The 25,644-nt window shown below is 64.5% G+C and carries 25 protein-coding genes; 12 read left to right on the forward strand and 13 right to left on the reverse strand.

What is annotated here, in order from left to right; translation table 11 throughout:
- Position 1 precedes the first annotated feature (1 nt).
- Positions 2-1,081: a PLP-dependent cysteine synthase family protein gene (locus CXQ89_RS16675; protein WP_104162094.1), complete on the forward strand. Its 1,080-nt coding sequence runs from the start codon at positions 2-4 to the stop codon at positions 1,079-1,081.
- On the opposite strand, the gene CXQ89_RS16680 is transcribed toward CXQ89_RS16675, so the two are convergent.
- Positions 1,078-1,557: a hypothetical protein gene (locus CXQ89_RS16680; protein ID WP_104162095.1), complete on the reverse strand. Its 480-nt coding sequence runs from the start codon at positions 1,555-1,557 to the stop codon at positions 1,078-1,080. The two genes, CXQ89_RS16675 and CXQ89_RS16680, sit on opposite strands and share 4 nt — an antisense overlap.
- A gap of 137 nt (positions 1,558-1,694) precedes the next feature.
- On the opposite strand from CXQ89_RS16680, the gene CXQ89_RS16685 reads away from it, so the two are divergent.
- Positions 1,695-2,114, forward strand: coding sequence for a hypothetical protein (locus CXQ89_RS16685; protein ID WP_104056011.1), 420 nt, complete (start codon positions 1,695-1,697; stop codon positions 2,112-2,114).
- A 12-nt stretch (positions 2,115-2,126) separates the two neighbouring features.
- Here CXQ89_RS16685 and CXQ89_RS16690 read toward each other — a convergent pair whose 3' ends face one another.
- Positions 2,127-2,699, reverse strand: a complete 573-nt coding sequence (locus CXQ89_RS16690; RefSeq protein ID WP_104162096.1) for a dihydrofolate reductase family protein — start codon at positions 2,697-2,699, stop codon at positions 2,127-2,129.
- A gap of 119 nt (positions 2,700-2,818) precedes the next feature.
- On the opposite strand from CXQ89_RS16690, the gene CXQ89_RS16695 reads away from it, so the two are divergent.
- From CXQ89_RS16695 to CXQ89_RS16715, 5 genes are read left to right on the forward strand one after another with little or no spacing between them, the layout of a single operon-like run.
- Positions 2,819-4,147 carry an extracellular solute-binding protein gene (locus CXQ89_RS16695; protein WP_104162097.1) on the forward strand — a complete coding sequence of 443 codons (1,329 nt, stop codon included), beginning with the start codon at positions 2,819-2,821 and terminating at the stop codon, positions 4,145-4,147.
- Positions 4,148-4,154: 7 nt separating this feature from the next.
- On the forward strand, positions 4,155-5,099 hold the full coding sequence (locus tag CXQ89_RS16700; RefSeq protein WP_104162098.1) for a carbohydrate ABC transporter permease: 945 nt from the start codon (positions 4,155-4,157) through the stop codon (positions 5,097-5,099).
- Positions 5,100-5,101: 2 nt separating this feature from the next.
- Entirely contained in the window at positions 5,102-5,941 is an 840-nt protein-coding gene (locus CXQ89_RS16705) for a carbohydrate ABC transporter permease (RefSeq protein WP_104162099.1), read from the forward strand.
- A 7-nt stretch (positions 5,942-5,948) separates the two neighbouring features.
- Positions 5,949-8,990: a glycoside hydrolase family 38 C-terminal domain-containing protein gene (locus CXQ89_RS16710; RefSeq protein ID WP_104162100.1), complete on the forward strand. Its 3,042-nt coding sequence runs from the start codon at positions 5,949-5,951 to the stop codon at positions 8,988-8,990.
- A 37-nt stretch (positions 8,991-9,027) separates the two neighbouring features.
- The gene (locus CXQ89_RS16715) at positions 9,028-9,669 is read left to right on the forward strand and encodes a peptidyl-tRNA hydrolase (RefSeq protein WP_104162101.1); all 642 of its coding nucleotides are present in this window, start codon (positions 9,028-9,030) and stop codon (positions 9,667-9,669) included.
- A 35-nt stretch (positions 9,670-9,704) separates the two neighbouring features.
- On the opposite strand, the gene CXQ89_RS16720 is transcribed toward CXQ89_RS16715, so the two are convergent.
- From CXQ89_RS16720 to CXQ89_RS16730, 3 genes are all read right to left on the reverse strand, one after another.
- Positions 9,705-10,166: a GatB/YqeY domain-containing protein gene (locus CXQ89_RS16720; RefSeq protein ID WP_104056025.1), complete on the reverse strand. Its 462-nt coding sequence runs from the start codon at positions 10,164-10,166 to the stop codon at positions 9,705-9,707.
- A gap of 63 nt (positions 10,167-10,229) precedes the next feature.
- The gene (locus tag CXQ89_RS16725; protein WP_104162102.1) at positions 10,230-10,922 is read right to left on the reverse strand and encodes a bifunctional 4-hydroxy-2-oxoglutarate aldolase/2-dehydro-3-deoxy-phosphogluconate aldolase; all 693 of its coding nucleotides are present in this window, start codon (positions 10,920-10,922) and stop codon (positions 10,230-10,232) included.
- 42 nt (positions 10,923-10,964) lie between these two features.
- Positions 10,965-11,786 (reverse strand): DUF1684 domain-containing protein, encoded by an 822-nt coding sequence (locus CXQ89_RS16730; protein WP_104162103.1) that lies wholly within the window; start codon positions 11,784-11,786, stop codon positions 10,965-10,967.
- Positions 11,787-11,865: 79 nt separating this feature from the next.
- On the opposite strand from CXQ89_RS16730, the gene CXQ89_RS18475 reads away from it, so the two are divergent.
- The 4 genes from CXQ89_RS18475 (at position 11,866) to CXQ89_RS16745 (ending at position 15,534) form a co-directional block, all read left to right on the forward strand.
- A complete protein-coding gene (locus CXQ89_RS18475) occupies positions 11,866-12,033 on the forward strand; it encodes a hypothetical protein (RefSeq protein ID WP_181032418.1) in 168 nt (55 codons plus the stop codon).
- Positions 12,034-12,198: 165 nt separating this feature from the next.
- A complete protein-coding gene (locus CXQ89_RS16735) occupies positions 12,199-12,582 on the forward strand; it encodes a DUF4282 domain-containing protein (protein ID WP_181032419.1) in 384 nt (127 codons plus the stop codon).
- Between the two features lie 117 nt (positions 12,583-12,699).
- A complete protein-coding gene (locus CXQ89_RS16740) occupies positions 12,700-14,229 on the forward strand; it encodes an acetyl-CoA hydrolase/transferase family protein (RefSeq protein ID WP_104162105.1) in 1,530 nt (509 codons plus the stop codon).
- A 60-nt stretch (positions 14,230-14,289) separates the two neighbouring features.
- Positions 14,290-15,534, forward strand: coding sequence for an MFS transporter (locus CXQ89_RS16745; RefSeq protein ID WP_104162106.1), 1,245 nt, complete (start codon positions 14,290-14,292; stop codon positions 15,532-15,534).
- A gap of 51 nt (positions 15,535-15,585) precedes the next feature.
- Here CXQ89_RS16745 and CXQ89_RS16750 read toward each other — a convergent pair whose 3' ends face one another.
- The 4 genes from CXQ89_RS16750 to CXQ89_RS16765 form a co-directional block, all read right to left on the reverse strand.
- Entirely contained in the window at positions 15,586-15,969 is a 384-nt protein-coding gene (locus tag CXQ89_RS16750) for an RNA-binding S4 domain-containing protein (RefSeq protein ID WP_104162107.1), read from the reverse strand.
- Positions 15,970-15,982: 13 nt separating this feature from the next.
- Positions 15,983-16,918 (reverse strand): hypothetical protein, encoded by a 936-nt coding sequence (locus CXQ89_RS16755; protein WP_104162108.1) that lies wholly within the window; start codon positions 16,916-16,918, stop codon positions 15,983-15,985.
- A gap of 52 nt (positions 16,919-16,970) precedes the next feature.
- Positions 16,971-18,584 carry an AMP-binding protein gene (locus tag CXQ89_RS16760; RefSeq protein ID WP_104162109.1) on the reverse strand — a complete coding sequence of 538 codons (1,614 nt, stop codon included), beginning with the start codon at positions 18,582-18,584 and terminating at the stop codon, positions 16,971-16,973.
- A 176-nt stretch (positions 18,585-18,760) separates the two neighbouring features.
- Positions 18,761-19,051, reverse strand: a complete 291-nt coding sequence (locus CXQ89_RS16765) for a DUF1540 domain-containing protein (protein WP_104056044.1) — start codon at positions 19,049-19,051, stop codon at positions 18,761-18,763.
- A gap of 281 nt (positions 19,052-19,332) precedes the next feature.
- Between CXQ89_RS16765 and CXQ89_RS16770 the strand changes: the two genes are divergently transcribed.
- Positions 19,333-21,027 carry an HNH endonuclease signature motif containing protein gene (locus CXQ89_RS16770; protein WP_104162110.1) on the forward strand — a complete coding sequence of 565 codons (1,695 nt, stop codon included), beginning with the start codon at positions 19,333-19,335 and terminating at the stop codon, positions 21,025-21,027.
- Positions 21,028-21,112: 85 nt separating this feature from the next.
- Here CXQ89_RS16770 and CXQ89_RS16775 read toward each other — a convergent pair whose 3' ends face one another.
- The 4 genes from CXQ89_RS16775 to CXQ89_RS16790 all read right to left on the reverse strand — a co-directional run bounded on the left by CXQ89_RS16775 (position 21,113) and on the right by CXQ89_RS16790 (position 25,447).
- On the reverse strand, positions 21,113-22,042 hold the full coding sequence (locus CXQ89_RS16775) for a hypothetical protein (RefSeq protein WP_104162111.1): 930 nt from the start codon (positions 22,040-22,042) through the stop codon (positions 21,113-21,115).
- Positions 22,043-22,073: 31 nt separating this feature from the next.
- Positions 22,074-22,439, reverse strand: coding sequence for a DoxX family protein (locus CXQ89_RS16780; protein WP_104162112.1), 366 nt, complete (start codon positions 22,437-22,439; stop codon positions 22,074-22,076).
- A 142-nt stretch (positions 22,440-22,581) separates the two neighbouring features.
- Positions 22,582-23,601 carry a LacI family DNA-binding transcriptional regulator gene (locus tag CXQ89_RS16785; protein ID WP_104105043.1) on the reverse strand — a complete coding sequence of 340 codons (1,020 nt, stop codon included), beginning with the start codon at positions 23,599-23,601 and terminating at the stop codon, positions 22,582-22,584.
- 121 nt (positions 23,602-23,722) lie between these two features.
- A complete protein-coding gene (locus CXQ89_RS16790; protein WP_181032420.1) occupies positions 23,723-25,447 on the reverse strand; it encodes a glycoside hydrolase family 13 protein in 1,725 nt (574 codons plus the stop codon).
- Between the last annotated feature and the right edge of the window lie 197 nt (positions 25,448-25,644).

The raw sequence follows: 25,644 nt of genomic DNA on the forward strand, positions 1-25,644 counted from the left end.
GGTGACTATTTCCTCGACTCCCAACCGCCGCTGGTCCGAAGACGCCATCCGGCGCATCGAGGCCGACAGCAACCGCTCTGCCGACACCCACCTGTTTGAGATTCCTGTTCCGGCGGGCTGGTCAGTGAAGGTGTACCTCAAGGACGAGTCCACCCACCGCACCGGAAGCCTCAAGCACCGGCTCGCGAGGTCACTGTTCCTCTTTGGACTGGTCAACGGCTGGATCACCCGGGGCATGACCATCGTGGAGGCCTCCAGCGGATCCACTGCCGTGTCCGAGGCCTACTTCGCACAGCTGCTGGACCTTCCGTTTGTGGCCGTCATGCCGCGCAGCACCAGTGCTGAGAAAATCGCGTTGATCGAGCAGTACAAGGGCACCTGCCACTTCGTGGATGATCCGTCGCAGGTGTACGCGGCTGCCGAAGAGATTGCCCGCAGCACCGGCGGCCATTACATGGACCAGTTCACCTACGCCGAACGTGCCACCGACTGGCGCGGCAACAACAACATCGCCGAATCCATGTTTGGTCAGCTGAAACTCGAGGACTCCCCGGTGCCGGAGTGGATTGTGGTGGGCGCAGGAACCGGCGGCACCAGTGCGACGATCGGCCGCTACATCCGCTACCACCGCCATGGAACCCGGCTGGCCGTCGTGGACCCGGAGAACTCGGCGTTCTTCCCTGCCTGGCACAATCCGGGGGCTCCCGCCGTCGGCGGTCCGTCCCGGATCGAAGGCATCGGCAGGCCGCGGCTGGAACCCAGCTTCGTGCCCGCGGTCATTGACCACATGATCCAGGTGCCGGACGCCGCATCGGTTGCCGCGGCGCGGCACCTGCGGGAAACAGCAGGTCTCCACGCCGGGCCCTCCACCGGAACCAACCTCTGGGGAGTGTGGCAGCTGGGAGCACAGATGGAGGCCGAAGGCCGGGCGGGGAGCATCGTTTCGCTGATGTGTGATTCCGGGGACCGGTACGCCGCCTCCTACGGCGACGACGAGTGGCTCGCTTCCCGGGGACTGGATCCGGCGCCCGCGGCGGCTTTGCTGACGAAGCTGTTTGAGACCGGCCGCTGGCCCGCCTAAGAAGCCTGGGGTGCGCCCGTGCCGGGTTGGCCGCCCATGTCCTTCTCAGCGGTGCTTATCAGCTTTTCCTCATCGTCACGGACGTCAACCGGGCGCTTGCCCTGCAGGGAAGGGTTGGGGCTGTAGAACCACAGGGCAACCTGCTCGTCCTTCCAGCCGGCCCAACGCCCCATGCGGACTACGTCCTTGACCGCCGGGACGGTGCGGCCGCCGGGTTCGTCAAACTGGAAACCCGGATACAGGAATGTTCCACCGCGATGCACTGCCAGGACCCGCCCTTTGCCGGTCAGCCGTCCGGCCCGCAGGTTGGGTCCGTAACCGAATCCGAGCCGTTCAGCGGCTTCGGAGATGGTGTAAAGGCCGTGTTCCTGCCGCATGGCTCGCCACAGCGCCTCGGCCTTCTTTCCTGAGGGGATCGAAGGGATGGCGCCGGTCGGATGGGAACTGTGCCGCCGGTGGGTGTCGCGGTCGCTCATAATTCAACGGTACAACCGCCGCGGTCCCTGAGGCAGAGCTCGCAGCTCCCGCCGGTCCGGCAGGAGGAAAGCTCTTTCATGAGCGCGGCTGAACGGCCAAATAGGTTCTGTCCGCCTCCAGCTGGGATTATGGAAACATGCGAACACTCAGCCACCAGGAAGCCACCCGACTTGCGGAGCAGACAGCGGCCGTGGCTGAGGCCCACATCCCCTACGGGTCCGGACTGGGTGCACCGGCATCCTTTACACTGGCCTGGCTGATGGCGGGCGCGGGCATTGAGGACATCCGCGTGGCCAGCGGTAGCTCAGGCATGGGGGATCACTTCTGGATTGAGACGGCCCAATGGCGGATCGATCCGACGTTGCGCCAGTTTCCCCATCTGAAGCACCGTTCGCTGGTGGAGCCGGTGACGGAGGCCGGGAGCTTCGAAGCGCTCAAGTACCACAACGTCCCGGCTTCCCGGGAGGAAGCGGTACGCGAGGTCTCCTACGGTTTCCGGAACGCCGTTGAAACCGAGGCATTTGTCAATGAGATGACGGCGGCCGTCAGCTTCTGACGCCCTGCATCCCTAACCTGTGAAGCCGGCCTGCCGGATGCCGTAGCGCAGGAACACCACCCCGTTGCCGAACCGGCGCTCGTCGAGCAGTTCAAGGTCCAGTCGCAGTCCGTCCGGCAGGAAGGGCTTCCCGCCTCCGACGACGACGGGGGAGAGCAGCTGGTGCAGCTCGTCCACCAACCCTGCCTGCAGCGCCTGTGCCGCCAGGGTGGGGCCGCCGACTGTGAGATCCCGGTCGGCACTTTCTTTGAGCCGGCGTAGGGCCTCAGGGTCGAAGGTCCGCTCCAACCGGGTGTTGGAGGTGCTGATGGCGGGCAGCGTGCGGGAAAAGACGATCTTGTCCGCAGCCTTCCAGATGCCGGCGTAATCCTGAATCACGGCCGGTTCCCCGGCTACGGGCATGGTCTCCCACGCAGACATCACCTCGTACAGCTTTCGTCCGTAGAGCTGAGTTCCGGTCCTCCGTTCCAAATCATTGACGAAGGCATGAACTTCTTCGTCCGGCATGCTCCAGTCGAACTGCCCGTCCTCATCAGCGACGTAGCCGTCAAGCGAAGTAATGCAGGTGTACACCAACCGTCCCATGCTGTGCCTCCTGACACCGGTGCCGATGTGTCAATGATTGAGGAAAGCCCGGCGGTGTACTAGCGTCGGGCGCACCACGGGCCGGGTCCGCCGTGGAACCCGTGGATCAAAGGAGAACCATGCGAGGGATAACCAAGACCGTGATTGCAGCCGCGGCAATAAGTTTGGTGCTGACCGGCTGCTCCGGAGACGATACAGCAGACGGCTCGCAGACGCTGAGGATCGTTTACAAGAACGCCGACGCGGCCCCTCTGGTAGCCCTGATGGAGAACGTCAAAGAGGAGTTTGAAGCGGCCAACGAGGGTGTAACGGTTGAGCTGGCGCCCATTGAGGGAAACGATGAGGACTATGCCACCAAACTGGCCTTGTCCCAGCGCTCACCTGACACCGCTCCCGATGTCTTTGTGGAGGATTCCTTCAAGCTCCGTGCTGACTTTGACGCGGGCTATGTGCTGCAGCTGGACGATTATCTGTCCGATTGGGAGGACTGGGACAGCTTCAACGAAACGGCCAAGCAGGCGGGCTTGGCCGACGACGGCGGCACCTACGCGATCCCGCTGGAAACGGACACCCGCGTGATTTGGTACAACAAGAATGTATTGGGTGCAGCGGGTATTGAGCTTCCGTGGCAGCCGGAAAGCTGGGATGACCTCCTGACCATGGCACGCACCGTGAAGGATTCCAACCCCGACGTCATCCCCTTCAGCATGTATGCCGGCACCATGCAGAGTTTCTATGAGCTCCTCTACGGGACTGAAGGTGGAACCCTCTATGACGCTGACGAGCAGAAATGGGTCACCGGGTCCCAGGGCTTCATCGATTCCCTTGCGTTTCTGAAGACCATTTATGACGAGGGGCTGGCGGTCACCCCGGCGCAGGCCCTGGATGCGAATATCTGGCAGCCCATCGTGGGAGAGATGCTTCCGCAGGACCGCATGGGTGCCACGGTGGAGGGCTCCTATGCGCCGCAGTTCTGGCAGCCGGGAGGACAGTTTGAATGGCCCGAGTACAGCGAGGTTATGGCTACGGCACCGTTTCCCACCCAGAACGGGCAGGAGCCCGGTGCAGTCAGCATGTCCGGCGGGTGGACCCTGGCGGTGGGGGCCGGAACAGAAGAGCCGGAGCTGGCCGCTGATTTCGTAAAAATGGCCCTGAGCTACGAGAACTCCCTGGAGTACACCGTGGACAGTTCCAAGATTGCCGTACGGACCGACGTCGCAGAGGCCCCGGAATACCTGGACATGAATCCCTTTGCCTCCGAGGTCACGGAGGTGCTTGACGTCAGCAATTACCGCCCGGCAACGTCCGATTTCGCCGAGATCGATGCCGCTGTCCTCACAGCCACCCAGGAAGTGGTGGCCGGCGGCAAATCTCCGGAAGAGGCGGCGGCCGCCTATGACGAGACACTGACCAAGATAGTCGGTGACGAATTCGTGGTTGAGAAGTAGCTCGGGCATGTCCAGTACGTCTCTGGCCGGCCGCTCCCGCCCCGTGAGCGGCCGGCCGGATGCCCGCCGGGCCCGTCCGCCTTCAGCGCGCCGACAGCTCGGCAGGCTGCTGCCCCTGCTGCCCGCGGTGGCCCTGCTGCTGGTTTTTCTGGGCGGCCCCATCCTCTGGGCCTTCTACGGTTCCTTTACGGACGCCGGTCTGACGGGGGCCAGCGCAAAGAATCCGGAGTGGATCGGGTTCGAAAACTACCGGACCCTTTTCACGGACCCGTTGTTTCCGCGCTCGCTGTGGCTCACTTTCCTGTTTGTGCTCGCCTCGGCGGTCATCGGACAGAACTGCTTGGGCCTGGCCCTTGCTCTTGTCATGCAGCGGGCCAACAAGGCCGTTGCCGGTTTCGTGGGTTCCTGTGTGGTGGCGGCTTGGGTTTTGCCCGAGATTGTTGCGGCCTTCATTGCGTACGCATTCTTTTTTCGGGACGGCATGCTGAACCAGATGACAGGGCTGCTGGGGATCCCTGCCGTGGACTGGTTGTACGAGTACCCCATGGCGGCGCTGATCCTGGCCAACATCTGGCGGGGGACCGCTTTTTCGATGATGAACTACCAGGCAGCCCTGAACGACGTCCCACCGGACATTACGGAGTCAGCCACCATTGACGGTGCCGGAGGGCTTGCCCGCCTGCGGTTCATCACTCTTCCCATGATCAAACGCAGCATCGCGACAAACCTCATGCTGATTACTCTCCTGACCCTGGGTACCTTCACCCTGATTTACGTTGTCACCCAGGGAGGACCGCTCAATGCGAGCACCACACTTCCGATCATGGCCTATGAGCAGGCCTTCCAGTACGGGGACATCGGTTACGGCACGGCCATCGCGGTGGTGATGCTCCTGATTGGTGCCGTTTTCTCCATTGCCTACATCCGCATGCTGCGCGAACGGAAGGAGTAGACATGGCGATCGTTTCGGTTTCCTCCGGCCGCAAGAGCTCCGGTGCGAAGATCTCCAACGCAGTGCTGCTGTTGCTGGCCGCGTGTTTCCTCCTGCCGCTGGCCTGGCTGCTGACCGCCTCCGTCAACGCCGACGCTACGTATGAGCTCACCGCCCCGGTGCTCACCCTGGGCAACTTCAGTGCCATCATGAACGCCCAGCAAACCTTCATTCCGCTGCTGAACAGCTTCATCCTGGCGGTCGGATCCGCCACGGTCACCGTGGTGGCCGCGGTGCTGGCTGCCTATCCGCTGTCGCGCTACCAGATGCGTTTCAAGCGACCCTTTATGTACACCGTCCTCTTCGGCACCTGCCTGCCCATCACCGCCATCATGGTTCCGGTGTACAGCCTCTTTGTACAGTTGAACCTGCTCGATTCCCTGGGCGGGACCATTCTGTTCATGGGAGCCACATTCCTGCCCATCGCCATCTGGATGACCAAGAACTTTATGGACTCCGTGCCCATCAGCTTGGAGGAAGCGGCCTGGATTGACGGCGCCTCCTCAATGAAGGCCCTGTACTACGTAGTGCTTCCGCTGATGCGTCCGGGTCTCGCCGTGGTGTTCATCTTTGTGTTCCTGGAGGGATGGGGAAACTTCTTTGTTCCCTTCATCCTGCTGTTCGCCGCGGACAAACAGCCTGCCTCTGTGAGCATTTTCCGTTTCTTCGACGAGTACGGCGGGGTGGCATACGGGGAACTCGCAGCCTTTTCCATCCTCTATTCCCTGCCGGTGATTGTCCTCTACATCCTCTCCCGTGCCATGGGCGGTTCCTTTGCGCTCAGCGGGGCAATGAAAGGGTAGGTGCCACGTGCACGACAACCGTGAACTGGTGGAAGCACGTATCAACAGGTTCCTCCGGGAACGGCTGCCCGGAAGCCTGTGGCGGGACCGGAGGCCGGCGGAGCTGGCAGTTTGGGAAGCACCGGGGGAGCCGGTTCCTTTTGCCCAGGCAATCAGCCAGGACTTTCTGCCCTTTGCAGCCGGTCAGGCGTGGGGCGCCCCTTGGGGAACCACCTGGTTCCGCATCTCCGGTACGGTTCCGCTGGAATGGCGGGGCCCCGGAGCAGGCCGGCCGGAACTGCTCATCGACCTGGGCTTCAGCGGCAACGGCCCCGGATTTGAGGCGGAAGCACTGGTGTACACGCCGTCCGGGGAGATTGTGAAGGCGGTGGAGCCGCGGAACCTGTACGTACCGCTCCGGCAGCTGCCGGGTGAGCCCTTCGAGTTCTACGTGGAAGCGGCATCCAATCCGAACATCATTTCCGGCTTCACCTACGCGCCAACACCGATGGGCGATCCGGCGACCGCGGGCGGGAACCCGCTGTATGTGTTCCGCGGGGCGGACGCCGCCCTGCTGGACGTCGAGGCCTGGAACCTGGCGCAGGATTTCTGGACCCTCAACGGCCTGATGCATGAACTGCCGATGGACCTTCCCCGGCGGTATGACATCCTCCGGGCCATGGAACGGGCGGTCACCGCCGTCGACCCGTCGGATGTCTCCGGAACCGCAACGGCAGCCAGGGCGGAGCTGGCCCAAGTGCTGTCCACACCCGCCAACGCCAGCGCACACCGCATCCACGCCGTCGGGCACGCCCACATCGACAGCGCCTGGCTGTGGCCGGTGCGGGAGACGGTGCGCAAGGTCGCACGCACCTTCGCAAATGTGCTGGACCTGATGGAACAGGATCCTGAGTTCGTTTTCACGGCGTCCTCCGCACAGCAGTACGCGTGGCTCAAGCAGTACTACCCGGACCTGTTCTCCCGGGTGGCGGAAAAGGCGGCCGAAGGACGTTTTGTGCCCGTCGGAGGAATGTGGGTCGAGGCAGACACCAATATGCCCGGAGGCGAGGCGCTGGCCCGCCAGTTCCTGGCCGGGAAAAGATTTTTCCTGGAGAACTTCGGGGTGGAATCAGAAGTGGTGTGGCTGCCGGACTCCTTCGGATACTCGGCGGCACTTCCACAGATCGCCAGGGCGGCCGGCTGCCGCTGGTTCCTGACCCAGAAGATCTCCTGGAATGAGACCAACGTGGTGCCGCACAGCACCTTCCGCTGGGAGGGAATTGACGGATCCACGCTGTTCACCCATTTCCCGCCGGTGGACACCTACAATTCCGAACTGTCCGGGCGGGAACTGGCCCGAGCCCAGCGGCAGTACAAGGAAAAGGGGTTTGCGAATACTTCCCTGGTCCCGTTTGGCTGGGGCGACGGCGGCGGCGGGCCAACGCGGGAGATGCTGGCTGCTGCCCGCCGAACCGCCTCGCTGGAAGGATCACCCACCGTAAAACTGTCCAGCCCGGTGCACTTTTTTGCCGTGGCCCAGGCCGAGCTGGCGGAGCCGGCCGTCTGGTCCGGAGAGCTGTATCTGGAGTTCCACCGCGGCACCTACACCAGCCAGGCCAACACCAAGAAGGGCAACCGCCGCAGCGAGCATCTGCTGCGCGAGGCGGAGCTGTGGGCAACAGCTGCCTTCTTGGCAACCGGCGCGGACTATCCCTACGACGCTTTGGAAGAGGCATGGCAGACCGTCCTGCTGCAGCAGTTCCACGATATTCTGCCCGGCTCCTCCATTGCCTGGGTCCATCAGGAGGCCGAGCGGAACTATGCACTGGTGTCGGCCGGGCTGGAGGCCCTGATCGAGGGCTCGGCGCGGGCGCTGCTGGGCGACGGCGACTCGGCGGCAGCGCTCAATGCCGGCCCGTTTTCCCAGGCCCGGGTGCCGGCCGGCGGCGCAGGACCGGCGCCGGAACCGGCCCCGTGGACCTGGCAGCGTTCCGCAGAGGGCTGGACCATCGGCAGCGACCGGCTGCGTCTCGTCGTGGACCGGGAGGGGCTGTTCCGTTCCCTTACGGACCTTCCCGGCGGCCGCGATGCCTTCCTGCCCGGGCGGCCGGGGAACCTGTTCCAGCTCTTCCGGGACACGCCCAACCAGTGGGATGCCTGGGACCTGGATGCCCATTACAAATACAGCACCACGGATTTGATGCAGCCCGATGCCATGGAGATCGAGGAGGGAAGCGGGGGCCGTACGCTTCGAATCACGCGGTCCTTCGGGAACTCGGCGGTCACCCAGCGGATCTCCCTCAGTCCCGACGGCACAGCCGTGGATCTGGAGGTGGAGGTGGACTGGCATGAGCAGCAGAAGCTGCTCAAACTTGCCTTCCCACTGGACGTGCACGCAGCCCAGGCGGCTTCGGAAATCCAATTTGGCCATGTGTACCGCCCTACACACGCCAACACTTCCTGGGACGCGGCACGTTTCGAAACAGTGGCACACCGGTGGATTCATGTGGGAGAGCCCGGCTACGGGGTGGCGGTGGCTAATGATTCCACCTACGGCCATGACACCTTCCGTGACCTGGTGGGCAGCAAGAGCTGCACCACGGTCCGGCTTTCCCTGCTTCGGGCACCGCTGTTCCCGGATCCCTCGGCCGATCAGGGCCGGCACAGTTTCCGGTTTTCCCTGCGGCCGGCCGCAAGCATTGCGGACGCGCTCGCCGAGGGGTACCGCCTGAATCTTCCGCTCCGCGGGATCCGCGGGGTCTCACGGACGCGGACGGACCCGGTTGTTGCCGTGGACAACCCTGCAGTGGTGGTGGAAGCGGTCAAGCTTGCCGAAGACCGCAGCGGAGACGTCATCGTGCGGCTGTATGAGGCGCACGGCGGCCGCGCCGGTGCGGTGGTGCGCGTGGGTTTTGCCTATGACACCGTTGCTGCTGCGGATCTGCTGGAGCGTCCGCTGGCTCCCGGGTCACCGCTCACTGGCCGGACCGGAGCAGGGGAACCAGTAACGCTGATGCTTAGGCCGTTTGAAATCGTCACCCTGAGGTTCCGGCGCGGGGAAGGAAGGTAGCGAAAAACCTGTGCCGCAGCCGTGAAAAACTAAAGGCATGCAACCCAGTGACACCGTCCAGCCGATCGTTCTGCTCGTGGATAAGGAAGACCCCGCGGCCCACCTCGATGCAGTTGCCGCTGCAGCCGCGGCGAGCGTGAGCGCTTATGCCCGGCGGACGGAGGACGACGCCTGGGACAACTGGGTGTATGGCCGGTTTACGAAGTCGGTCCGCCGCGCAGGACCGAAGATGTTCGAGAAGATGGCGGCTTCCGCGCCGTCCGGAACCGTCTCCGTCGGCCGGGCGAAGGCGGCGGCCTTTGAACCGGTGAGCTATGAGGAGATGCCCAAGAAGCTGCGTGCGCTGCAGGTTTCGGGCACGCACCTGCCGGACGGCGAGCCGGCGCCCGCCAGCCCGGGCACGCCGCTCATCATTGTGAACGCGGACTTGGAAATGTCCACCGGCAAGGCAGGTGCCCAGGCCGCGCATGCCCTGATGGCCTGGTACCTGACGCTGTCCGCGGAGGAACGCGTTGCTTGGTATGACGACGGCGCCGGCCGGGCCAGCGTCCGGCTGGCCGCGGGCGCCGAGTTTGAGACGCTGGCGAAAGCGCCGGGGGCCGGTCCGCTGATTGTAGACGCGGGGATGACGGAGATCGCACCCAATACGGCCACAGCGTTTGTCGCGGCCGCCGGATAAAACGGCAGCCGCGGCGCCGGCACTGGCGTCAGGAGTTAGGAGAGGCGGCTGCGGACGATCTCGCTGACTGCCTTGCCGTCGAAGCGGCCGGCAACCTTGGCGGTGACCGGCTTCATGACCGCACCCATCTGGCGCATGGTCAGTACCGTGCCGTCCGCCGTCAGCTCGGCCACGGCTTCGTCCACGATGGCTTCAACGTCAGCGGCGGTCAGCGGGGCGGGAAGGTAGGCTTCGATGATCTCGGCCTCGGCGATTTCAGCGGCGCCGCGTTCCTTTTCCCCGGCCTCCAGGTAGATGCCGGCGGTGTCACGGCGCTTGGCGGCTTCCTTCTGCAGCAGCGAAACCACCTGCGCATCGTCCAGTTCCACCGGTGTCTTGCCGGACTTTTCCCGGGTCTCAATTTCGCCGAGGACGTTGCGGACCGTCATGAGCGCCGTGCGGTTACCGGCTTTCATGTGGGTTTTCATGTCGGACTGGAGCTGCTCTTTGAGTGTCATGCGGACTCATTTCCGGTGAAGATTGTTGAAGTGTGTTCTTCCCATGATCTCAGCAATGCGATCTCAGGCGGGCGCGTTCCCCGCTGCGGCACAGGCCAGGCGGGTCCGTACGCCGAGGGACTGCAGATCACCGCCTGGCAAAAGGGCATCGCCCACCAGGGACCGTCCCAGGACAACCGCAGCGGCGCCGGCGGCCAGCCAGCCGGTGACGTCATCCAAGGCGATTCCTCCTCCGGGAATCACTGGGATGTCCGGCAGCGCCCGCCGAAGGGTTGCGAGGTAGCCAGGTCCCACGGGTGCGCCGGGAAACAGCTGCACGGCGGTGGCTCCCGTCCGCCAGCCAAGATGAACCTCGCTGGGCGTCATCGCTCCGGGGTAGCTGGCCAGTCCGCAGCCGCGGGCGGCATGGACCACGTCCGGCGCCACATGGGGGGACATGACAAAGCGTGCCCCGGCGTTGGCTGCCCGGACAACGTCCTCCGGCGCGAGCACCGCCGCGAGTCCCAGGTCCACGCCGTCGGGCAGCCTGCCGGCCAGATGCTCAAGTGCACTGAGAGTGTTCCCCGCCGGGGTAAGGGCCAGGCAGCGCACGCCGTTAGCCACGAGGGTATCCGCAGCGGCCGCAACCTGAGACAAATCCGGGCGGTATTGGTCGGGTGCGGAATTGGTTGCAAGCACGGCCGCAATCCGGGTTTGCTGCAGTCCGGTGCCCATTGGCGCCCGGTTTGGCATGGGGCTGACTGGTTCCGTTGTCATGTGCAGGGCCAAATCATGGGCGGGGCCTTCCCAACCTTTAGGTCAGCGTTCCGGGGCCTTTTCGCCGGCCTCCACCGGTATGCCGATGATGTTACTGCCCACCGGCATGGGGCAGGTGCCGAACGCGGTGAAGGCGCTGGGATAGTTCACGGCGCGGTTGAAGTCCACCGTGACGGCAGACGTGCCCGGTGCCGGCGCGTCGAAGACGACTTTGCGCCATCCGGCAGTGCTTTGGTTGTTGGTGGCATCGTGGAAGGTGAGGGCCAGCCGGCCGTTTCCCTCGGCGCTGACCTGCAGCCGGTACTCGTGCTCCTCTCCGGGCAGCTGAACCACGAGTTCGCCCACGGTGAGGTGCACGCCGTCGACGGCGGGATGCGCGGTGCGGATCGGAACCTCCACCGGCTCGGGATAGGCCTCAAAGCGGCCCTGGACCACCAGATCGGGACGGTAGTCGAAAGTTGGCACGCCGTCGAAATCGGTGAACACGGCCGAGGCGGCGTCGCGGGTGCGGATGGCGTAGCGGCCGCCGCGCCGGGCCAGCTCCACGGCTATCCGCCGGCCGTCGGAACCGCCGAAATACACCCACAGAAGTGACTCCTCGTCCGCCAGGGATGCCGTGACAGTGCCGTCCACCGGGGCACCGGTTTCGGCGAGGGTCAGGCCGTCGTCGGCGGCGGCGGACAGGGTTGCCGCAGCATCGTCCGCAGCCCAAAGGCCCGGAAGATGCTCCACCGCCGCAGGCTCAACCGTCAGCCACTGCAGAGACGTCAGGGTCAGCCAGCCGTGCTGCTGCGCCAACTCGGCATCCCGCGCGCTGCGGAACCGGCGCCATTCCTCCAGGACTTCGGGCGTGGGCGTACTCATGGTTCCTCCTGATTGTCCGCCAAAATAATATTCGTCTCTCTGCAGGGAAGTGTAACTGCGCAGTTTGTAGGATGAGGCCATGGAAACCAACGGTTCACGGCCTTCGCTCGACCAGCTGCGCCACCGCCAGACCGAACTGGTGGCTGCCCTTTCCGTCGAAACCAGCACCTCTTCCCTGGCCGCGTTGAGCACAGAGCTGGAAAGCGTTCTGGAACAGATCCAGCAGCACGGCAGCCAGCGGATGTAGGTCGTCTAGGCGGGGACCCCGCCGTCGTCGTCCCCTGCCGCCACTCGGATGAGGGCGGCATCGAAGTTGCCGGGTCTTAAGTCGGTTACGCTGAATCGGCCGCCGCAGCCGCGGCAGTTGACCGCGAAGTGCTCACAGCAACTCGCAAAGTCTCAGGGGGACACCATGATCAATTTTTTCGATCCGTCATTTAAGAAGTTTTCGGCACCCATTCTGATCAAGCTGTATTACGGACTGTCCGTGGGCTTGCTGGCCCTGTTCTGGCTGGTTCTGCTCATCAGAGCTTTCGACGATGGTTTCCTGAGCGGCTTCCTGGTCCTGATCCTGGGCCCGGTGGTTGCCTTCTTCCTGCTGATAGCCACTCGGATTTCCTGCGAGTGGATTCTGGCCACCATCCAGGTTTCTCAGAACACTGCCAAGTTGGTTGATTTGATGGGCGGAACCTCTGCCCCGCTGTCCGGCGCAGCCGCGCCCGGAGGCACGTCCGGACGTCGTGGTGCAGGGCAGACGCCGTCCCGGCAGCCTGCGCCGATGCCGCCGGAACAGTAGACCGTGCCGGTTGCACCGCCCCGGCGGGCACCCGTCGGAGTGGTGCAACCAACGCGTGAATATGACCCACGCCTCACAACAGATAGTGTTGGTTGGTCCCATCTAAGAAAGGCCACCATGCACGACCGCATTCACCATGAAGGACTGCTTGAGCGCAGAATGTCCGCAGAACAGGCGGCAGCGCTCATCAAGCCGGGTATGACCGTGGCGATGAGCGGGTTTACCGGCGCCGGCTACCCCAAAGCCGTCCCGCAGGCGCTTGCCGTCCAAATGGAAGAAGCCCACGCCCGCGGCGAAGATTTCCAGATCAAAGTACTCACCGGTGCCTCCACCGCTCCCGAGCTCGACGGCGTGCTCGCAAAGGCCGGCGGCATGGAACTGCGTCTGCCGTACCAGTCGGATCCCACCCTGCGGAAGCGGATCAACGACGGCGAACTTGAGTACATTGATATCCACCTCGGGCACGTGGCCCAGTACACCTGGTTTGGCTTCTACGGCCACATTGACCTGGCGGTGATCGAGGTGGTGGGCATCAATGAAGACGGCTCCCTGATTCCGTCGTCGTCGGTTGGCAACAACAAGACGTGGATTGAGCAGGCAGACAAGATCATCCTGGAAGTGAATGTCCAGCAGGCCGCTGCCATGGACGGCATGCATGACGTTTACTACGGCACGGCGCTGCCTCCGCACCGCAAGCCCATCATGCTGGTCAATCCGGATGACCGGATCGGCGAGCCCTACCTGCGGCTGGATCCGGACAAGGTCCTCGCCGTCGTGGAAACCGATGCTCCGGACCGCATGACCCCCTTCGCCGCACCCGATGAAACCTCCACGCAGATCGCCGGGCACCTGATCGACTTCTTCGGGGACGAGATCAAAGCCGGCCGGCTGACCGACAAGCTCCTGCCGCTGCAGTCCGGTGTAGGAAACATCGCCAATGCCGTCCTGGGCGGGCTGGCCACCTCGGGGTACACCGGGCTGACCGCGTACACCGAAGTCATTCAGGACGGGATGCTGCACCTGATCCGCGACGGCGTGATCAGGGTGGCGTCCGCAACGTCCTTCTCGCTCAGCCCAGCGGGAATCGAAGAGTTCAACTCCAACATCGAGTTCTACCGCAAGCGCATCATCCTGCGCACCCAGGAGATCTCCAACCACCCCGAACTCATCCGCCGGCTGGGCTGCATCGCCATGAACGGGATGATCGAGGCGGACATTTACGGCAACGTGAATTCCACCCACGTGGCCGGCACGGCCATGATGAACGGCATCGGCGGATCCGGCGACTTTGCCCGCAACGGCTTCCTTTCCGCGTTCCTCTCACCCAGCACGGCCAAGGGCGGCAAAATCTCCGGCATCGTGCCCATGGTCAGCCATGTGGACCATACGGAGCATGACACCATGCTGATCGTGACCGAGCGGGGCCTGGCGGACCTTCGCGGGCTGTCGCCCAAGCAGCGGGCCCGCACGATCATTGAGAAGTGCGCGCATCCGGACTTCCAGCCCCTGCTGCAGGATTACTTCGACCGTGCCAGCCGCGAGAGCTTCGGCAAGCACACTCCGCACCTGCTGGACGAGTCATTGTCCTGGCACCACCGTTTTGTGAAAACCGGTGACAGCCGCCCGGCGGTGGCTGAACAGGCGTAAGGACACCCGCGGCACACAGCCGGCGTGCTGTTTTCCGGCAGACATGCTAGAAACGCTCAGATGAGCGAATTCGGCGGCCGGTCTGCAACCCAACGTAAAGGCACCGTGCCGCTGCCCCTGTGGCTGGCCGCCGTCGCCGTCATCCTGGTGGCAGTGAACCTGCGGCCGGGTGCGACGTCGGTGGGGCCGGTCCTTGCCGAGATCCAGGCGGGTCTTGGCATGGGATCGGTCCAGGCCGGGATTTTGACCGCGTTGCCGGGCCTCACCTTCGCGGTGGTGGGCGCCCTCGCCGTGACGGTCTCGCGCAGGGCTGGTGTCGCGTGGACCATCACCCTGGGGCTGGGGCTGGTTTCCGCCGGATTGCTGCTCCGGTCGATAGCGCTTTCCCCGGTGCTGTTCATGACTCTGACGGTGCTGGCGTTCGCCGGCATGGCGATGGGCAATATCCTGGTCCCGGCCTTTATCAAGAGCCACGGCGGGTCCCGAACTGCCCTGTTGAATTCGGTGTACGGCACAACCCTTGCGGCGGGAGCCACGCTTCCCCTGCTGGTGGCAGCGCCGCTGACCGCCTCGGATTCCGGGGGATGGCAGCTCAGCCTCAGGGTATGGGGGCTGGCGGCCCTGGCGGCGTTTGTTCCCTGGATCCTGGTCTCCGTGCGCAACCGCAGGACAGCAGTGCATATGGAGGATGCGTCGGCACCGAGGGACCGGCTGCGGATCACGTCTTCCCGGACCGCTGTGGCGTTGTGCGTGTACTTCGGTGTGCAGTCCATGCACGCCTACGTCCAGTTTGGCTGGGTGGCTCAGATTTACCGCGACGCCGGACTGGAGCAGGCTCAGGCCGGGTTGATGGCGGCCATCCTTGCATCCCTGGGTATAGCCGGGGGCCTAATCATGCCGGCGTTGGTGGCGCGGGCTCCCGGCCTGCACTTCTACATTGCAGGTCTGGCAGCAGCTGTGGTGGCCGGGTATCTGGGTTTGTTGCTGGCCCCCGCAACGGTGCCGTGGATGTGGGCGCTTCTGCTCGGAGTCGGCGGCTTTGCGTTCCCCACGGCGCTGGCCCTGATCACGGCTCGTTCCCGGGATCCCCGGGTGACCGCGGAGCTGTCAGGGTTCTGCCAGCCGGTGGGCTATCTGCTGGCAGCGGCAGGCCCGTTTGCCATCGGTGCCCTGCACGAGGCTACGGGCAGCTGGACGGTTCCGCTGCTCATCCTCATTGCATCAGCTGCCGTCATGGCCGTAGCCGGAATTATTGCTGCAGCTCCGCGCTTTGTGGACGATCAATTGCGGCGGCATCCGGCCTGATCCGGCCTGCCTCCGGTCCGGTTCCGCTAACTTCCGCAGCCGTGTTTCGGCTCAGCGGTCGCCGCGCAGCCGGTCGATTTCCCGGCGGTCTTTCTTGGTGGGACGTCCGGCGCCGCGGTCCCGAAGCGGAACACCCAGCGCGGGTCCCACCGGACGGGGAGGGGTGTGGTCGGTAAAGCAATGGGAAGCAGCCTCCGCACCCACCCGCTTGGCAATGAGCTGTCGGACTTCCAGGATCCGTTCATAACCGGGCTGGCGGACCCTGATGGTGTCTCCGGGCTGGACCGGCTGGGCGGCCTTGGCCGGGTTGCCGTTCAACCGGACATGGCCGGCGCGGCAGGCAGCGGTGGCGGCGGATCTGGACTTGTAGGCACGGATGGCCCACAGCCAGGCGTCCACGCGGACTGATTTGGAGGTGCTGGCGGGAATGCTCATGGGGCTACCGATTCTACTGGGTGTCCTTGGGAGGCAGGGACGTATCCCTGAGACGTGCAGCGTCAGCCTGGGCATCCAGCTGTTCCGGTGTGGGGACCGTGCCGGGAATGGAGTTGCGGAACGGCTGTGCACCCCTTGCCGAGGCCAGCATCTGCCGCAGTTCCGCCGGAGTGTATGGGTCGGGGGCGCCCCGGTGCGCAATGGCATGGCAGTTGGGGCACATCGGCACCAGATCGGATACCGGATCCAGAACATAATCAGGGCTGATGGCTGACGGCGGAACAATGTGGTGCACCTGGACGAAGGATGCTCCCGCTGGTCCGTACATCTGCTCCATTGACAGGCCGCAGGCAGCACACGATGTTCCGTGGAAAGCGACACACCGCTGCACCCCCTCGGGGTCATGCTCGCAGCGGTTCACCGCTACTTCGCGCAGGGTGTCCTGGGGAAGGCTTCCCGGCAGCGGAATGGTGGGGTCCACAGCCCCCAGCCAGCCCTCCGGGACCGGCCGCGACCTCAGATATGACGTCCATGCGGCACGCATCTGCCCTTCTGCGGGGGGCGGAACAACGGTTCCCGTACTGCGCACGGCGTTCCAGTTCAGGTCCGGCACACTCTCCTGCAGCAACTCAGCCGGCAGGGCATCGCCCGGGGGCAGCAGCAGGTCAAAAACGACTCCGGCCAGCAGTCCCAACCGGGCCGGCAGTGCCGCGCCCGGTTGGGGCGCGGCTGCCACCACCCCGTGACCCAGCAGCCCGCGGCCGTGCCGGCCCTGGGCGAACAGCCACACGTCGGTGCCGCGTGCCATCTGCTGTCCGCGTCCCACCCGCCAGCGGATCCCGAAGAGTCCCGTGCGGTCCACCGTCGCCGCAGCCATGGCATAGTCTGCGCGGCCGGGTCCGGCACCAAACGCAGTGGCCGGATTCCAGCCCAGCACGACGGCGGCCATGTGTTCTCCTTACCCGTTACGGATTGCGGTCCGGTTCGCTCAAAAAAGTTCCCTAGTTAATACGCGCTACGCGGCCTTCCCATTCCGAGGACCGCAGTTCATTCTTGCGGATTTTCCCGGTGGATGTCTTGGGCAGATCGATAATGAACTCCACGCTGCCCGGAGCCTTGTAGGAGGCAATCTGGGATTTGACGTGCTTCAGCAGGTCCGCTTCGGTCACGTCCCGGCCCGGGGCCAGCACCACAAAAGCCTTGGGCCGCTCACCCCAGCGTTCGTCGGGGATGCCGATCACGGCGACGTCGGCCACAGCCGGGTGGCTGGCCAGTGCCTGTTCCACCTCAATGGTGGAAATGTTCTCGCCGCCGGACACCACTACGTCCTTGGAACGGTCCAGCAGTTGGACGTAGCCGTCCGGATGCATGACACCCAGGTCTCCCGTGTGGAACCAGCCGCCGTAGAAAGCTGTTGCCGTCCCTTCGTCGTCGCGGTAGTACCCCTTCATCACAGAGTTCCCGCGCATCACGATCTCGCCCATCTCGACACCGTCCGCGGCCACGTCGGCCAGCCCGCCGTCGTCGTCAGGCATGTCGCGGACCACGCGCAGGCGCTCGGAAGTCAGCATGCCCACGCCCTGGCGTGCCATGTTCTTGGCCAGCGCGTCTGCGTCCAGGTCCGCCCAGGCTGCCTGCGGCTCGCACACCGCGTACGGCCCGTAGGACTCGGTGAGGCCGTAGACATGCACCACGGTGGCCTGCAGCTGATGGATTTTGTTGATGACGGTGGGGCTCGGGGGAGCGCCGGCGGTGACGATGGTCAGCGGGTGTTCCAGGGTGTGGGCTTCCTCCGCGGTGGCAATGGCGCTCAGTACGGTGGGTGCGCCAGCCAGATGGTCAATGCCGTGGGTGTCGATTAGCCGCCAGATCTCCGGCCCGCGTACGGCGCGCAGGCAGACGTGGGTACCGGATGCGGCGGTCAGCGCCCAGGTGGTGCACCAACCGTTGCAGTGGAACATGGGCAGCGTCCACAGGTAGGTAGTGTCTGCACCGAAGCCCTGGTGGTGGACCTCGCCGAGCGAGTTTAGGTAGGCCCCGCGGTGCGTGTACATCACGCCCTTGGGCCGGCCGGTGGTGCCGGAGGTGTAATTGAGGCTGATGACAGTGTTTTCGTCTGCGACTTCCCAGGGGAGAGGAATGTCGGTTCCGCGGGACAGGAAATCGGCGTACGACGTCGTTCCCTCCACAGTGTCGGAGGTTCCGTCCTGGAGCGGGAAGGAGAAGGCTTCGGTGACCGTTTCGAGTTCCGGGGTGCCGAGTCCGCGCAGCAGGTCCGGGTCGCCGAAGAGCAGGGTGGCTCCGGAATGGTTGCAGATGTAGGCCACTTCGGGCGGGGACAGCCGGGTGTTCAGCGGCACGATGACGCCGCCGGCGAGGGGGACGGCGTAGTGGGCGATCAGCAGTTCTGCTGAGTTGGTGCCAAGGAATGCCGCGCGGCTGCCCTCCTCCAGACCGGATGCGCGAAGCGCGTGTGCCGTCTTCGTGACCGTCGCTGCGAGCTCCCGGTAGGTCAGGGTCCGGTCACCGTCTATTACAGCGATTTTTTCCGGGTGTACCTGAGCTGCGCGTTCGAGAAAGCGCAGAGGTGTCAAAGCAGTGTCCAAGCCGGGCATTGTTCTCCTTCAAGGCAGGTTGATGCCCACCAACGCTACAGGGTTTGTGAGGCTTGGGTCACATTCTGTGCGGGGCTCAAGGATTTGCGCCGGTGTTGTGGGTTCCTGCGTTGTTCAGTGAGGACGCCTGTCCGGCGGGGCCTATCCGGCCGAGTTGGAGGCCAGGTGCCCATTTGTCAGCGGGACTGATACGTCAAACAATCCGCCGACTCGGCTCCAGGGCCGACTTTGACATCATGGGCAGTGCACATCAGGTGGTCATTGTGTTGGCATTCGCTCCGCAGGCACGCGCCCACGGAGGCCAGTACTTTGGGCAGACCACCGGTTTCGGTGGTGTCAATGAAGGTGGAGCAGCTGGCATGGTCGGGGGCTCCGCCCACGGTGATGGCATAGGCAGTGCAGCCGTCGTGGTTGTAGTCGCAGCTGTGAACGGAGCAATCGCTGACGGGCGCTACGTGATCAGTCATGGTTCCTCCAAAGAAGGCGTAATGTCTGTCGGGTTCCGAACGTACCACCGGTGCACGCTAATAATTAGGGCGAATTTGTTGGACGTATTTACGGGTTCCGGAGGGTTTGTCGCTCCGCGGGAGCGTCCGGACAGGTCCGGGCCGTGCAGGTAAACCGGCCCTGGCGCAGGTAGTCCATGTAAAAAAGTCGAGTATTCGGGACGTCCCAAAGTGGCCTGTTTTGGGGTTTTTGGGGCTGTTTTCGGGACGGAAATGTCGGTGGCAGGTGAAAGCCTGAAGGCATGGATCAGGACGGATCTCTTCGACGCGGCGGCACCGGTGAAGCATCCGGCGCAGGCCAGGCTGCTGTGTCCAGCCGGTCGATTTACAACGCTGAGCCGGACAGTGCCCCGAGGGATCCCGAAACCGTTCACATGGATCCGGCCTACCGGGACGGGCTTACCGGTTCGTTGGTCCTGCAGGGTGCGGAGTCCCTGACCCAGGATGAAGCCAGTGTGGTGTTGTCCCGGTTGGATGCGTTGGTGCGGTGGGCGCAGGCCCAGCAGGCCAAGGTGCTGCACCGGATGGAAACCCTCTTCCGTGACGAGCTCCTCGAAGATGTTGGCCGGGAGGATCCGGCCCTGACCTTCAGCCTGGCCGCGGAGGAAGCCGCAGCCATCCTGCACCTGCCCACGAACACCGCGAAGATGCTGATGAGTGAGGCGGGACGGTTATGCACCACCCACACCGCAACCCTGGCCCGGCTGGAGGACGGGGCCCTGGGTTACGGGCATGTGCAGACGGTGCTGGACCAGTCCCAGAACGTCCCAGAACCCGAACTGGCCGCCTTCGAGGCTTCCCTGCTGGAGGCTGCTGGTGCGGGGCACACGTCGTCCCAGTTCCGGGTGAAGGCCAGAAGGTTGCGGGAGGGCCGGTATCCGGAAACCGTTCCGGTCCGGCATAAGAGTGCTTTTGAACGGCGGCGGGTGTGTTTGGTGCCGGATGAGGACGGGATGTCGTGGTTGTCGGCGTTGTTGCCGGCAGCGAGGGCGCAGCTGGTTTATACGCAGCTGACCACGGCGGCGCGGGGTGAGCAGGGGGCGGGGGATCCGCGGGGAGTGGATCAGTTGCGGGCGGACATACTGGCTGACCTGCTCGACGGTGATGAGGATGCAACGGACAGTTATGACCTCGAACGAAGTGAGCCTGCCAGCGAGGTGGACACCGGTGACGGGGACAGATGCAACCCGGGCTCTGGCGACAATGGCCGGCGGAACACCCAAGCCGGCCACAACGGCAACGGCCCGGGAGACCGGGACCGCAGGGACAGGGTCAGGGACAGGGACAGGGACAGCGGCCGCGGTACCAAGGACAACCATGCCCGGGCACGTGCACGGGCACGCACCGAGATCCTGGTCCTGATCACCGCCGAGACCCTGTTTGGTGCTGATGAACAGCCTGCCGAACTGCACGGATACGGGCCGATCAGCCCCGAAACTGCCCGGCGTTTGGCCCGGCAGGCAGCGCACTGGACACCGGTGGAACGAAACCCGGACACTGAGGAGATCCTGCGGGTCGGGCGGCGGCGGAAAGTCCCGGCCGGGCTGCAGCGATGGCTGCGGGCCAGGGACGGAACATGCCGGTTCCCGGGATGCCGGACCAACGCCGTCATCGCCGAAATAGACCACACCAAACCCTGGTCCCACGGCGGGGCCACCGATCATGACAACCTGGAGCATCTCTGCAAGCGGCATCACATGTTCAAGTCCCGGGGCTTCTGGAAAGCACAACAACACAGTCCCGGAATTATTGAGTGGACCTCGCCGGGCGGGCGGACCTACCGCACCGATCCACACCTGACCCTGGCCGCAGGGCTGAGCACGCGACCCAGCTCGGGATCCGGAGTGGAAGCCACGAAACCTGCAGTAAGCCGGATGTCGGGCTGGATCTCCGCCGACGAGCTCCCTGGCTATGGTGAGGATCCACCACCCTTCTGACCAGACAAGATGGCCGCAACTGGGCCGAGCTGCGCCCGGATGGGTCGAGCTGCGCACGGCTGGTGCAGGCGGTCAGAAGGGGGAGCTAACCCAGCTCCTCAAGTTTGGTTTGTGCCTTTTCCACCGCTCGGCGTGCCGCCCGGGCTGTCCGGCGGGCGCCGTCTCGCGCCCGTTCCAGCGTGCCGGAGCGCCGATCGGTTGCTGCTACTTCGTGTTCCAGCTCGCGGATCCGGTCCCGCAGGTCGTCAATTTCATCAGTCAGTTCGTCACGGCGGGCGGCGACGGCGTCGATTTCTTCTTGTGCAGCCCGCAGCGTTTCCTCGGCCTGTTCAGCATCGCGCTGGGCGTCCGCCAAGGACGTTTTGGCCGCCCGGAGCGCCCGTGCAGCCGCAGCACTAACAGCAGATTTCTTTTTGGCGGACTGGTTCCCGCTGGCACCGGCTCCAGTGTCGGGCTTGGACGCAGACCTGCGCTGCTGGCCGCCGCTGGCAGAGAGGGGCCGGACTGATGGCGGATCCGCTACGGATCCGTCCACGTTCACAGGATCCCAACCGTTGGCTTCCAGCGTGCGCACCAGCTGGCCGCTGGCCGCAGCCGCGGCAGCATCGGCGTCGGTCATGGCCGCCCACAACGTTTGTTCCACCTCGGCACCCACAGCTGCGCTGACCGGGCGGCCAAGCTCCTCAGCAAGGCTGCGGGCCTCTCGGGCGGCAGAACGCAGCAGGCGCTGACGCTCCCCGCTGAGCCGCCGCAGCTGCTGCTGGTCCATGTCATCCTGGGCTTCGCGCAGCACAGCACCCAGCTCCAAGACTTCCGAGATGAGCTCAGAGCGGTGCAGGGCCAACATGTTGACCAGCCAGGCCCCGGCAGACGGCTTGGGCAACGACCGCAGCGCCTTGCCCAGCTCCTTGTTCCCCGCTTTTGCGGCTTCTGCAGCCAAATTGTTTCTGGCTGAGGTGAACGTATCGGGCATCAGTGCGTAAAGTTCCGCTACGGCCTGAGCCACGTCCGGCATGCCACTCCACCTACATCAATCAGTCAGTTCGTCACATCATTTGGTCCAACCGGCCCCACAACACAATTCCGGCCATTACCAGCAGGATAGCCGGAAGCACTGCGGTCTGCCGCTGGCCCTGCCTCAGGTGCATCAGCACCGCCAAGGTCATCAGCGCGGCCAAACACCCTGCAGCTACGGCTGTCACAAGAGGAGACCACCCCAGTATCCCGGGAGCCAGGACACAGACGCCGGCAACAAGTTCCGCCGCCCCCAGGGCGCGGATGGTCCCCGGGGCATACCCGTCAGTCCAAGGCAGCTTCCTCAGACGGGACGCAGGGCGGGTCAGGCGCAGCCCTCCAATTCCCACGAACATGAGGGCCAGGACTATCTGCAGGATCCAGAGAAAAAGGGTCATGGGTGCGGCGGTATTCCTCGGGCAGCAGAACTGGGTTGGTTGACGCTCAAGTCAAGCACGGTTTTCACGGCATAACGAGGGTGGAACCCCAGGCGTCAAAGGAACCGCTCACTCAAAGGAACCGCTTGCTCAAAGGAACCGATCAGCGGCGAAGTTCTGAGGGGACCGAGGTGCTGGAGCGGACAACGAAGTCGGTGGGGTAGAACCGCTGGATCCAGTCGGCTTCCAGCGGTTTCTTTGCCAACAGGGACAGCACCGCTGCGACGGCGGCGGCCCCCTGGCCCTTCGGATCCTGGCTGATGGTGGTCAAACCGAAAACCTCCCCCAGCTCGTGGCCGTCAATGCCGATGACGGATAAGTCCTCAGGAACACGCAGCCCAAGTCCCTTGGCGGCGAGGATAGCCCCGATGGCAAGTTCATCCGAGGCGCAGAAGATGCCTGTGGGAGGGTTGTGGGGTGCCGCCAGGAGACTCTTTGCGGCCTCCACGCCGCTGGCCACTGAAAAGTCAGGACTGTTGATGTGCAGGCATTCCAGCCCGGCCCGTGCCATTGCCCGCTCGTAGCCGTCCCGGCGGGTGCTCCCCAGCCGGAAGTCGCGTTCGAGTTCCTCACCGCCGCCGATGTGGGCAATCCGTGTGTGGCCCAGCGAAACCAGATGATCCGTGGCCAGCATGGAAATGCTGGCTTCATCCACCCGGATGGTGTGGGTCCCGGGCAGCGGGCCGCCAATGGCGACAATCGGCTTGCCAACAGCATGCAGCTGGGCGAGTTCCTCGTCGGTGAGTTTCAGGGCCACCGCTATGACGGCGTCGAGCCTCTTGCGGCGCAGCATCTCCGTCAACACGCTCTCTCGGTGACCCGGACCGTCGCTGGTGTTGTACAGCGTGAGATCGTAGCCGGCATCAATGAGCGCAGCAGCAGCACCTTCGAGAACCTGCGAGAAATACCAGCGACCCACGGTGGGCATGACAATTCCGATGTTGCGGCTTCGTCCCGAGGCCAGCGACGACGCGTTGTAGGACAGGACGTATCCCAGCTCATCGGCGGCTGCTTGGACCCTGCGGCGGGTGGATTCGGACACTTTGCCGTTGCCGCTGAGGGTGCGAGAGACCGTTGCCGATGAAACTCCGGCACGTGCGGCCACATCTTTGATGCCTGCCACGGTTCTCCTCGGATCGGCTTCTGCGGGACTGGCGGCTTGGCCGGCCAAGTCAAACGGGCCGGCCGGAAGCCGGCAGTGAAACATTTTTGCGGCACCGGGCCAAGGCCCGGTGCCGCAGGAATTAGCTTAGCCGGAGCCAGACGGCGTGGTTGGGCGCCAGGATTCCTCCGGCGGCAGCCCCCGCTTCGCTGGCGACCAGCACCTCGCCCGCAGGAAGGTCAACAGGCTCGCTGCCCATGTTGAGCACCACCAGAACATTGCCGTTGAGGAAGGCAACAACTGATTCGCCGTCGACGTCGGGCCACCACGCCAGCGAACCGGCGCCCAGGGCATACTCCCGGCGGACCGCCAGCGCACTGCGGTACAGGTTTAGCGTTGATGCCGGATCCTCACGCTGGGCGTCCCGGGCCAGCAAGGCCCAGTCGGCAGGCTGGGGGAGCCAAGCCGCGCCGGTGCTGCTGAAGCCGAAGCTGTCCGACGCCGCGTGCCACGGCAGCGGAACACGGCAGCCGTCGCGGCCCAGCCGAGCCCCGCCCGTGCGGTGATAGCTGGGGTCCTGGCGGAAGTCATGCGGCATGGTGGTGTGGTCCGGAAGGCCCAGTTCTTCACCCTGGTACAAATAAACGCCGCCGGGCAGGGCCAGCATCAGCAGCGATGCGGCGCGGGCACGGGACAGCCCGAGTTCGTAGTTGGGCTGCGGATCCTCCGGGCCCAGGCCGTCACCGGGACGCTCCTGGTGGCCTTCGATGCCGAACCGTGTGGCATGGCGGACGACGTCGTGGTTGGACAGCACCCACGTGGTGGGCGCACCCACCTTGTCGAAGGCCTCCAGGGAGGAGCCGACGACGTGGCGCACGGCACCGGCGTTCCACTCGTGGTTGAGGTAAGCGAAGTTGAAGGTCTGATGCATCTCGTCGGAGCGTACCCAGTCGGAAAGACGGTCCAGCGGATCGATGGTGGCCTCGGCACACAGGACGCGTTCGCCGTCGTACTCGTCCAGCAGCTTGCGCCACGAACGGAAGATGTCGTGGACCTCCGGCTGGCCGAACATCGGCGCCTCGTGTCCCGGGAAACCTTCGGAGGAGCAGCCGTCAGCACGGCCGCCCCAGTCCGGGAGATCGGACTTCTTGATGAGGGCATGGGCAACGTCCACGCGGAAACCGCCGACGCCGCGGTCCAGCCAGAAGCGCAGCACGCGCTCAAACTCCGCGCGAACGGCAGGGTTGTCCCAGTTGAAGTCGGGCTGGCTGGAGTCAAACAGGTGCAGGTACCACTGGCCGGGGGTACCGTCCGTGTTGTTGGTGCGGGTCCAGGCCGATCCGCCGAAATGGGACTGCCAGTTGTTGGGCGGAGCGTCACCGTTTTCACCGGTTCCGTCACGGAAAATGAACATGTCACGCTCGGGGGAATTCGGCGGAGCCGCCAGCGCCGCCTGGAACAGGGCGTGTTCGTTGGAACAGTGGTTGGGCACCAGGTCCACGATGATCCGGATGCCGTGGCCGGAAGCCGCGTCAACAAGGGCATCAAAATCGTCCAGCGTTCCGAACAGGGGATCGACGGAGCAGTAGTCGGCGACGTCGTACCCGGCGTCATTCTGCGGAGACCGGTAGAACGGTGAAAGCCACAGCGCATCAATGTCCAGCTCGGCGAGCGACGCCATCTCGGCGGTGATGCCGGGCAGGTCGCCGATGCCGTCACCGCTCAGATCGCGGAACGAGCGCGGATAGACCTGATAGATGACCGACGAGCGCCACCACTGGCGGTCATGCTCACTGGAGGCAGCGTGAAGGGGGACGAGGGCGGGGTTGGCATCGGGGCCAGGGCTGGAGATAACGTCGCTGAGCATGGGTGCCATCCTAGGGGCACGGACGGCGATAAATGAAAACGCTTACACAGTACGTTCCGACGCTAAGAGTGCTGATAATTCGAAGTAATTCTGCCGGACGGCGATGCGGAAACGGTTCCCCACCCGGTCATGCACAGTGATCCAAATCTGTGATTGGACGCACACGGTGTACGCGCTTACACTTTCTCCATACTTAG

The organism is Arthrobacter sp. ZGTC212, from assembly GCF_002929255.1.
Taxonomy (GTDB): domain Bacteria; phylum Actinomycetota; class Actinomycetes; order Actinomycetales; family Micrococcaceae; genus Arthrobacter_B; species Arthrobacter_B sunyaminii.

What these genes read in the sequence shown, in the direction of transcription:
- CXQ89_RS16680 (WP_104162095.1), bottom strand. Translation starts at nt 1,557, where the DNA reads ATGAGCGACCGCGACACCCACCGGCGGCACAGTTCCCATCCGACCGGC.
- CXQ89_RS16685 (WP_104056011.1), top strand. Translation starts at nt 1,695, where the DNA reads ATGCGAACACTCAGCCACCAGGAAGCCACCCGACTTGCGGAGCAGACA.
- CXQ89_RS16690 (WP_104162096.1), bottom strand. Translation starts at nt 2,699, where the DNA reads ATGGGACGGTTGGTGTACACCTGCATTACTTCGCTTGACGGCTACGTC.
- CXQ89_RS16695 (WP_104162097.1), top strand. Translation starts at nt 2,819, where the DNA reads ATGCGAGGGATAACCAAGACCGTGATTGCAGCCGCGGCAATAAGTTTG.
- CXQ89_RS16700 (WP_104162098.1), top strand. Translation starts at nt 4,155, where the DNA reads ATGTCCAGTACGTCTCTGGCCGGCCGCTCCCGCCCCGTGAGCGGCCGG.
- CXQ89_RS16705 (WP_104162099.1), top strand. Translation starts at nt 5,102, where the DNA reads ATGGCGATCGTTTCGGTTTCCTCCGGCCGCAAGAGCTCCGGTGCGAAG.
- CXQ89_RS16715 (WP_104162101.1), top strand. Translation starts at nt 9,028, where the DNA reads ATGCAACCCAGTGACACCGTCCAGCCGATCGTTCTGCTCGTGGATAAG.
- CXQ89_RS16720 (WP_104056025.1), bottom strand. Translation starts at nt 10,166, where the DNA reads ATGACACTCAAAGAGCAGCTCCAGTCCGACATGAAAACCCACATGAAA.
- CXQ89_RS16725 (WP_104162102.1), bottom strand. Translation starts at nt 10,922, where the DNA reads ATGACAACGGAACCAGTCAGCCCCATGCCAAACCGGGCGCCAATGGGC.
- CXQ89_RS16730 (WP_104162103.1), bottom strand. Translation starts at nt 11,786, where the DNA reads ATGAGTACGCCCACGCCCGAAGTCCTGGAGGAATGGCGCCGGTTCCGC.
- CXQ89_RS18475 (WP_181032418.1), top strand. Translation starts at nt 11,866, where the DNA reads ATGGAAACCAACGGTTCACGGCCTTCGCTCGACCAGCTGCGCCACCGC.
- CXQ89_RS16735 (WP_181032419.1), top strand. Translation starts at nt 12,199, where the DNA reads ATGATCAATTTTTTCGATCCGTCATTTAAGAAGTTTTCGGCACCCATT.
- CXQ89_RS16740 (WP_104162105.1), top strand. Translation starts at nt 12,700, where the DNA reads ATGCACGACCGCATTCACCATGAAGGACTGCTTGAGCGCAGAATGTCC.
- CXQ89_RS16745 (WP_104162106.1), top strand. Translation starts at nt 14,290, where the DNA reads ATGAGCGAATTCGGCGGCCGGTCTGCAACCCAACGTAAAGGCACCGTG.
- CXQ89_RS16750 (WP_104162107.1), bottom strand. Translation starts at nt 15,969, where the DNA reads ATGAGCATTCCCGCCAGCACCTCCAAATCAGTCCGCGTGGACGCCTGG.
- CXQ89_RS16755 (WP_104162108.1), bottom strand. Translation starts at nt 16,918, where the DNA reads ATGGCCGCCGTCGTGCTGGGCTGGAATCCGGCCACTGCGTTTGGTGCC.
- CXQ89_RS16760 (WP_104162109.1), bottom strand. Translation starts at nt 18,584, where the DNA reads ATGCCCGGCTTGGACACTGCTTTGACACCTCTGCGCTTTCTCGAACGC.
- CXQ89_RS16765 (WP_104056044.1), bottom strand. Translation starts at nt 19,051, where the DNA reads ATGACTGATCACGTAGCGCCCGTCAGCGATTGCTCCGTTCACAGCTGC.
- CXQ89_RS16770 (WP_104162110.1), top strand. Translation starts at nt 19,333, where the DNA reads ATGGATCAGGACGGATCTCTTCGACGCGGCGGCACCGGTGAAGCATCC.
- CXQ89_RS16775 (WP_104162111.1), bottom strand. Translation starts at nt 22,042, where the DNA reads ATGCCGGACGTGGCTCAGGCCGTAGCGGAACTTTACGCACTGATGCCC.
- CXQ89_RS16780 (WP_104162112.1), bottom strand. Translation starts at nt 22,439, where the DNA reads ATGACCCTTTTTCTCTGGATCCTGCAGATAGTCCTGGCCCTCATGTTC.
- CXQ89_RS16790 (WP_181032420.1), bottom strand. Translation starts at nt 25,447, where the DNA reads ATGCTCAGCGACGTTATCTCCAGCCCTGGCCCCGATGCCAACCCCGCC.